At 42.0% G+C, this 6,041-nt stretch carries 9 protein-coding genes; all 9 read left to right on the top strand.

Going from position 1 to position 6,041, the window contains the following annotated elements; translation table 11 throughout:
- The first annotated feature begins 39 nt into the window (after positions 1-39).
- Positions 40-927 carry a peptide chain release factor N(5)-glutamine methyltransferase gene (prmC, locus tag AB685_RS25150; RefSeq protein WP_047973328.1) on the top strand — a complete coding sequence of 296 codons (888 nt, stop codon included), beginning with the start codon at positions 40-42 and terminating at the stop codon, positions 925-927.
- Positions 928-1,009: 82 nt separating this feature from the next.
- Positions 1,010-1,630 carry a stage II sporulation protein R gene (gene spoIIR, locus AB685_RS25155; RefSeq protein WP_047973329.1) on the top strand — a complete coding sequence of 207 codons (621 nt, stop codon included), beginning with the start codon at positions 1,010-1,012 and terminating at the stop codon, positions 1,628-1,630.
- Between the two features lie 97 nt (positions 1,631-1,727).
- Positions 1,728-2,171 carry a hypothetical protein gene (locus AB685_RS25160; protein ID WP_047973330.1) on the top strand — a complete coding sequence of 148 codons (444 nt, stop codon included), beginning with the start codon at positions 1,728-1,730 and terminating at the stop codon, positions 2,169-2,171.
- 234 nt (positions 2,172-2,405) lie between these two features.
- Positions 2,406-3,446, top strand: coding sequence for an L-threonylcarbamoyladenylate synthase (locus AB685_RS25165; RefSeq protein WP_047973331.1), 1,041 nt, complete (start codon positions 2,406-2,408; stop codon positions 3,444-3,446).
- A gap of 308 nt (positions 3,447-3,754) precedes the next feature.
- A complete protein-coding gene (locus AB685_RS25170; RefSeq protein ID WP_047973332.1) occupies positions 3,755-4,297 on the top strand; it encodes a manganese efflux pump MntP family protein in 543 nt (180 codons plus the stop codon).
- A 154-nt stretch (positions 4,298-4,451) separates the two neighbouring features.
- Positions 4,452-4,904 (top strand): low molecular weight protein arginine phosphatase, encoded by a 453-nt coding sequence (locus AB685_RS25175; RefSeq protein ID WP_047973333.1) that lies wholly within the window; start codon positions 4,452-4,454, stop codon positions 4,902-4,904.
- 210 nt (positions 4,905-5,114) lie between these two features.
- Positions 5,115-5,276 carry a hypothetical protein gene (locus AB685_RS31480; RefSeq protein ID WP_157860755.1) on the top strand — a complete coding sequence of 54 codons (162 nt, stop codon included), beginning with the start codon at positions 5,115-5,117 and terminating at the stop codon, positions 5,274-5,276.
- A 31-nt stretch (positions 5,277-5,307) separates the two neighbouring features.
- The gene (locus tag AB685_RS25180) at positions 5,308-5,478 is read left to right on the top strand and encodes a hypothetical protein (RefSeq protein WP_198530584.1); all 171 of its coding nucleotides are present in this window, start codon (positions 5,308-5,310) and stop codon (positions 5,476-5,478) included.
- Positions 5,479-5,587: 109 nt separating this feature from the next.
- Entirely contained in the window at positions 5,588-6,025 is a 438-nt protein-coding gene (gene rpiB / locus AB685_RS25185; RefSeq protein ID WP_012960715.1) for a ribose 5-phosphate isomerase B, read from the top strand.
- Positions 6,026-6,041 lie beyond the last annotated feature (16 nt).

Here is a 6,041-nt window from a genome sequence, read left to right on the forward strand (position 1 = left end):
ATGCTCTTATTGTGGAAGAACAAGCAGAAATGATGCAAAATGCTGAAGAGTAATCTGACGCCAAAGACGATACACGAAGCCCTCCGTTGGGCTTCTTCTTTCTTAGTGGACCTTGGGGGAGAGGCTACGGCAGCTGAATGGCTGTTGCTTCACCACCTTGATGTGAACCGGACTAAGCTTTTTATGATGTTTCAGGATCCCATTAAACAGGATGTTTGGGATGCGTTTAGAAAAGATATTCTTATTCATGCCGAAGGGGTTCCCGTCCAGCACTTAATGGGGTATCAGGAATTTTACGGACGTCGTTTTCATGTTAATCAACATGTCTTGATTCCACGCCCAGAAACCGAAGAGCTCGTTCAACATGTCCTCCATTTTAAAACGGAGTTATTCCATGATCAATCGGTAGAGGTACTCGATGTTGGTTGTGGAAGTGGAGCGATTGCTATCACGCTTTCAAAAGAGGACGCCTCTCAAAAAGTAGATGCGGTCGATATTTCCCTAGAAGCTCTGAATGTAGCTCAGTCAAATGCTGCAGAGCTTGATGCGAAGGTCGATTTTTTTGAGAGTGATCTCCTTCAAACACCATTAAAAAAGAATAAAAAGTATGACATCGTTGTTTCAAACCCACCTTATATTGCTTTAGGTGAGCATGACGAGTTAGCTGTGCATGTGCGCGACCATGAGCCTCATCTTGCCCTATTTGGAGGTCAGGATGGGTACGAGCTATACCGTCGATTAATAAAGGAACTACCAGGTGTCGTCAAGAAAACTGGACTTGTCGCTTTAGAGGTTGGAGCAGGGCAAGGGGAAACCGTGCGTCAATTATTGCAAGAAGCCCTCCCTCGGGCAACGACTGAAGTGAAACTTGATATCAGTGGGAAAGATCGAATGGTATTTGCCTACGGAACGATGATGGCAGAATAATAGACTAAATTTGTCGAACACTTTCATGTTTAATCGCGCACGGCCCTGATCATACTGTGTGATGAAAGGGCGGTGCAAAACCATGAATCCAAAAGTTATCATTTATCTATTATTCTCTTTATTCGTTTTACTAGTAAGCTACGAATCCCAACAAGCCGTTGCCGTAGCGAATCATCATGAAACAGTTAGTCAAGATGAAGCGATTCGTCTTCGTATCCTTGCAAATAGTGATGCGGTAAGTGACCAAATTTTAAAGCGTGAAATTCGTGATGAAGTGAACGCTGCGATTACAGAGTGGGTTACAGGATTAATTGATTTAGAAGATGCCAAAAATGAAATCACAAACAATCTTCCTGAAATCGAAGCGATTGTAGCACGTGAATTAGAAAAGCAAGGATTGGGCCAACAATTTACCGTTTCATTTGATGAAGTTCAATTTCCAACGAAGCTTTATGGAAACTTAGTTTATCCAGCAGGAATGTATGATGCGGTTTTAATTACGCTAGGCGAAGGAAAAGGTGAAAACTGGTGGTGCGTTTTATTTCCTCCACTATGCTTTTTAGATATGGCAAATGGCGAAGCGGTTGAAACATCGAGTGATGAATCAGCCGATGAGAAAACAGAAGAAGTTGAAGTGACATTCTTTGTTGTAGAAATTTTCTCTTCTATTATTGAAAGTCTTTTTGGTAACGATCAGGCATAAAACTTTTCTCCTTGCATAGATATCGAGTAAAGAGCTACACCTAATAGACAAGCTACTAGCAGGTGTACGACTCGAATCGTTCAAGGAGTGGATTAGTATGAGTATTGTTGTTAGAAAAGCGGCAACAAAAGATATATTACCTATTCAAAGGTTAGTAGCAAGAGCAGGACTTCATTCTACTGGAATTGAGCACTCAATAAGCCAATTTCTTATTGTGGAAGATGAGGACGAGCAAGTTATTGGAGCGGTAGGAATCGAACAGTATGATGATGTAGCGCTGTTACGTTCACTTGTGCTAGATTCACCGATTTGGACGGGAGTTTTGACACTGGAATTTTTACAAGTGGCTCTAGCTTATGCAAAAGACCATGATGTCCAACATGTGTATATGTGTGCAAAATCGGCCTCGCCTTTATTTTACCAATTAGATTTTAAAGAGATTCAAAAAGACCGAGTGCCAAAAGCTATTCAACAATCCACGCATTATAAACAAACGGTGGATAAATCGGTGAGAGTATGGGCATGTGAATTAAACGATTAACATGTGAATAACTGACATTTAAACAGGTAAAATACGCCACTTATACACAGGTTGTCCACAGCAGTGGATAACTTGTTTTTTGATTTGCGCGAAAATGATTGTCGAATCCTTAGAGAGGGTTCGCGTAAATCCCACTGAAACCCTTATTATTACTAGGTTTTAGTCGATTATTGTCGCTTGGTTTGACAAGGGGCGACAACCCTTGCAAAATAAAGAATATAGGGGCGGTGAAACATGAGTTATAAACAGACGAAAGTGTTCAATGTGGATAACGTAATTGGTGACGATAAAAAACATGAATATATAAGGATTGCTGGCTTGTGGATAAAAAGTGGAGAAGTCGTAGCATTTCCCACAGAAACTGTGTACGGACTTGGAGCTAATGCCTTAAGCGAGGAAGCGATTGCAAAAATATTTAAAGCGAAAGGTAGACCGAGTGATAATCCACTCATTGTCCACATTTCAAAAAAAGAGCAGTTGGACGAGCTTGTTACTGAGGTTTCTCGCGCTGCTGAAAAATTAATGGATGCATTTTGGCCAGGACCGTTAACATTAATTTTTAAGAAAAAAGGAACGATCGCGAAAAATGTGACGGCTGGACTTGAAACGGTAGCGATCCGCATGCCGGGTCATCCCACGGCTCTGGAATTAATTGAAGCTGCTGGAGTACCTGTTGCGGCACCGAGCGCGAATTTATCGGGTAAACCAAGCCCCACTACAGCGCAACACGTCTATCATGACCTACAAGGGCGAATTGCTGCTGTTGTCGATGGCGGTAGTACAGGTGTTGGACTTGAATCAACAGTACTAGATTGCTCAGTAGACGTACCGATGCTCTATCGTCCAGGCGGAGTTACTGTAGAACAGATTGAAAAAGTGATTGGCGAAATCGCAGTCGACCCCTCGCTTATAGATACAGAAGACACCCCACGCTCTCCAGGTATGAAATACACGCACTATGCACCTAAAGGGAGTCTGACGTTAGTGAAGGACGCATCAAACATTCAAGCACTCTTAAACGAAGCTCGAGGCCAGGGGAAGAGAGTCGGCGTCTTGACTACCACAGAGCGAGCTAACCATTACGATGCCGATGCTGTAATTGCTTGTGGCGAGCGAGAGGATTTAGCGAGTGTCGCTACAAAGCTTTATGATACATTAAGACAATTCGATCAAGAAGAAATTGATGTCATTTTCTCCGAAACGTTTCCAAATGTAGGAGTAGGCGTGGCGATTATGAACCGACTTGAAAAAGCAGCTGGCGGAAGAGTGGTCTGAGCATTAGGCGGGGAGTGAGTTTGAGGGATTAGGGATTTCGAGGACTTAGCGGATTGCGCTCATATAAAGGCTGGTTGAGGCGAGTTCGCACATAAACTCAAAGTGGCGCACATATCTACGGTATTGCGCTCATAAAAGGATCGAACTCGCTCATAAAATGAAATTTTCGCTCTTATGTGTAAGGATTTCGCACATAAGAGCTTTTTGTGTTGGGAGCAGGCAGATCAGCCCCTCCCCTCTGCTTTTCTCGTGTCTATTCTTCTTTGGACTTGCATACATTTTAGTAGCATGTGTGGGGAGTGAAGTGTATGCATGAGGTGGTTACGTTAGTCATTATGGCTGGGGCGCTAGGAATGGAYGCTTTTTCAGTTGCACTAGGGATGGGTATGCTGGGGTTGCGCCTAAAACAAATCTTTAGAATTGGAGTGACGATCGGGGCTTTCCATGTCATTATGCCTTTACTTGGGATTGTTACAGGAAAAGTACTGTCATCCTATTTTGGGATGATTGCTACGTATATTGGAGGTGGATTATTACTTGTGATTGGCATCCAAATGATGGTTGCTGCATATAAGTCGGATGATGCCTTACTTGTAAAGCCGATGGGGTGGGGATTGTTTTTATTTGCCGTCAGTGTCAGTTTAGATAGTTTCTCTGCTGGTCTTGGTCTTGGGATGTTAGGTGCAAAAACGTTACTCACAGTTGGAGTAATTGGGGCCATGAGCATGATTCTATCCTGGATTGGCTTGTTAATGGGCAGAAAATTCGGACAATACATTGGATCATTTGGTGAATTGATTGGTGGGTGCATTTTAATTGGATTTGGATTGAAACTAATAATTCCAATGTGAAAGCGGGTGATTAGGCATAGGTCCAACGATTCATATATTTGCCATGAACAGCGATACAGTTTTTAAAATGACTGTGATAAGATGGAAGAGAATAGAGACAATATAGATGATGTGCATAAAAAATGGAGAAGTTTAAATGGAAGGAGGAGTTAAGATGAGTATTAATAATATCTTATTTATTTGTACAGGAAATACTTGTAGAAGTCCACTTGCTGAGGCGCTTTTGCGTCACCGTATGGGAACAGAAATAGAGGTTAAGTCTGCAGGGGTACATGCATTTCCAGGAAGCCCGGCTTCAGAAGGTACAAAGTCGGTGTTAGAAGATAAAGGGATCCGGCATTCCCACCAGTCCCAACCTGTGACAAATGACTTACTTGAATGGGCAGACGTCATTTTAACGATGACATCAGGTCATAAGCAGCTCGTATCAAGCCAATTCAGTGAATATCAAGATAAAGTACATACATTAAAAGAATATGTCAATAGTCCATCACAAAGAGCTGACATTAGTGACCCGTTTGGTGGATCGTATGAAGAATATGTCAGAACAGCCGATGAAATTGAAGAGTGTCTTGATGCTTTAGAGAAACAACTGAAGGAATCATGAGAGGTGGCGCATTGAGGTGGGGGAGCGAAAAAATACCGTGCTAGTATTCGTAAAAAGCTCGTAATTGGAATTAGTGGACTAGCGGTTGTAACGTTCGGATTTAGTGCTATTTTTATCTTTATTTTAGGGGGTTTTTTCGAGGGGTTATTAGGACTCAACCGTGAAACGATTATTATCCTCACGCTCATAAAAGGAGTATTCTGGAGTGCGGTGTTAGGCTATATTGCGGCGCCTTTAATTACTAAGCCTTTAAATGAGTTAGAAGTGTCAGCAAGATTGTGGCAGCAGCAGGAGATATCCATCAAGATGTTTCTGTTTCAAAGTCTGATGATGAACTCCGGGCTCTTGGACTATGGAGAAATCAGTGCATGATGTGGCTACGGTTATAACCGACATTTCGAACATGACGAAACAACAAATGGAATCAATTCAAGCTACTTCTCAACAATCCCAGGAAGTCACAGCTATGGCAGAACAACAGTCTGAAACGATTCAAAACATGTCAAAGACAGCGCAAATTTTATCAACTCATGCAAACCAATTGAAAGCAACGATCGAAAGGTTTACAATTTAAAAGATAAGATGACACATACGGAATAAAATTAGAAAGCTCCAGTGCCTACTCGATTTATAAAGAGGAGGTGCTTGAGCTTTTCTTAAAACCATTTAGGAGGCTATGCAAAATGAAAGTAGCAATTGGTTCTGATCACGGTGGAGTAAATATTAAAGAAGAGATTAAACAACAAATGGAAGAAATGGGAATTGAGTTTGAGGATGTAGGTTGCGAATGCGATACATCTGTCGATTACCCGGATTATGCGATTCCAGTTGCTGAAAAAGTAGCAAAAGGTGAGGTTGACCGTGGAATTTTAGTATGTGGAACGGGAATTGGAATGTCGATTGCAGCAAATAAAGTAAAAGGGATTCGTTGTGCTCTTGTACATGATACATTCAGTGCAAAGGCTACGCGTGAACATAATAACAGTAACGTTCTTGCGATGGGGGAGCGTGTAATCGGAGCGGGTCTTGCCCGGGAAATAGCGAAAATTTGGCTTGAAACAGAATATGAAGGTGGACGTCACGAGCGTCGTGTAAGTAAAATTACTGAATACGAAGCATAAAAGGAGTGGCCAATTG

The sequence above is a fragment of the Bacillus sp. LL01 genome (genome assembly GCF_001037965.1).

Excerpts from the sequence above, each read along its gene's own strand:
- prmC (WP_047973328.1), top strand. The coding sequence starts at position 40 with ATGCTGAAGAGTAATCTGACGCCAAAGACGATACACGAAGCCCTCCGT.
- spoIIR (WP_047973329.1), top strand. The coding sequence starts at position 1,010 with ATGAATCCAAAAGTTATCATTTATCTATTATTCTCTTTATTCGTTTTA.
- AB685_RS25160 (WP_047973330.1), top strand. The coding sequence starts at position 1,728 with ATGAGTATTGTTGTTAGAAAAGCGGCAACAAAAGATATATTACCTATT.
- AB685_RS25165 (WP_047973331.1), top strand. The coding sequence starts at position 2,406 with ATGAGTTATAAACAGACGAAAGTGTTCAATGTGGATAACGTAATTGGT.
- AB685_RS25175 (WP_047973333.1), top strand. The coding sequence starts at position 4,452 with ATGAGTATTAATAATATCTTATTTATTTGTACAGGAAATACTTGTAGA.
- AB685_RS25180 (WP_198530584.1), top strand. The coding sequence starts at position 5,308 with ATGACGAAACAACAAATGGAATCAATTCAAGCTACTTCTCAACAATCC.
- rpiB (WP_012960715.1), top strand. The coding sequence starts at position 5,588 with ATGAAAGTAGCAATTGGTTCTGATCACGGTGGAGTAAATATTAAAGAA.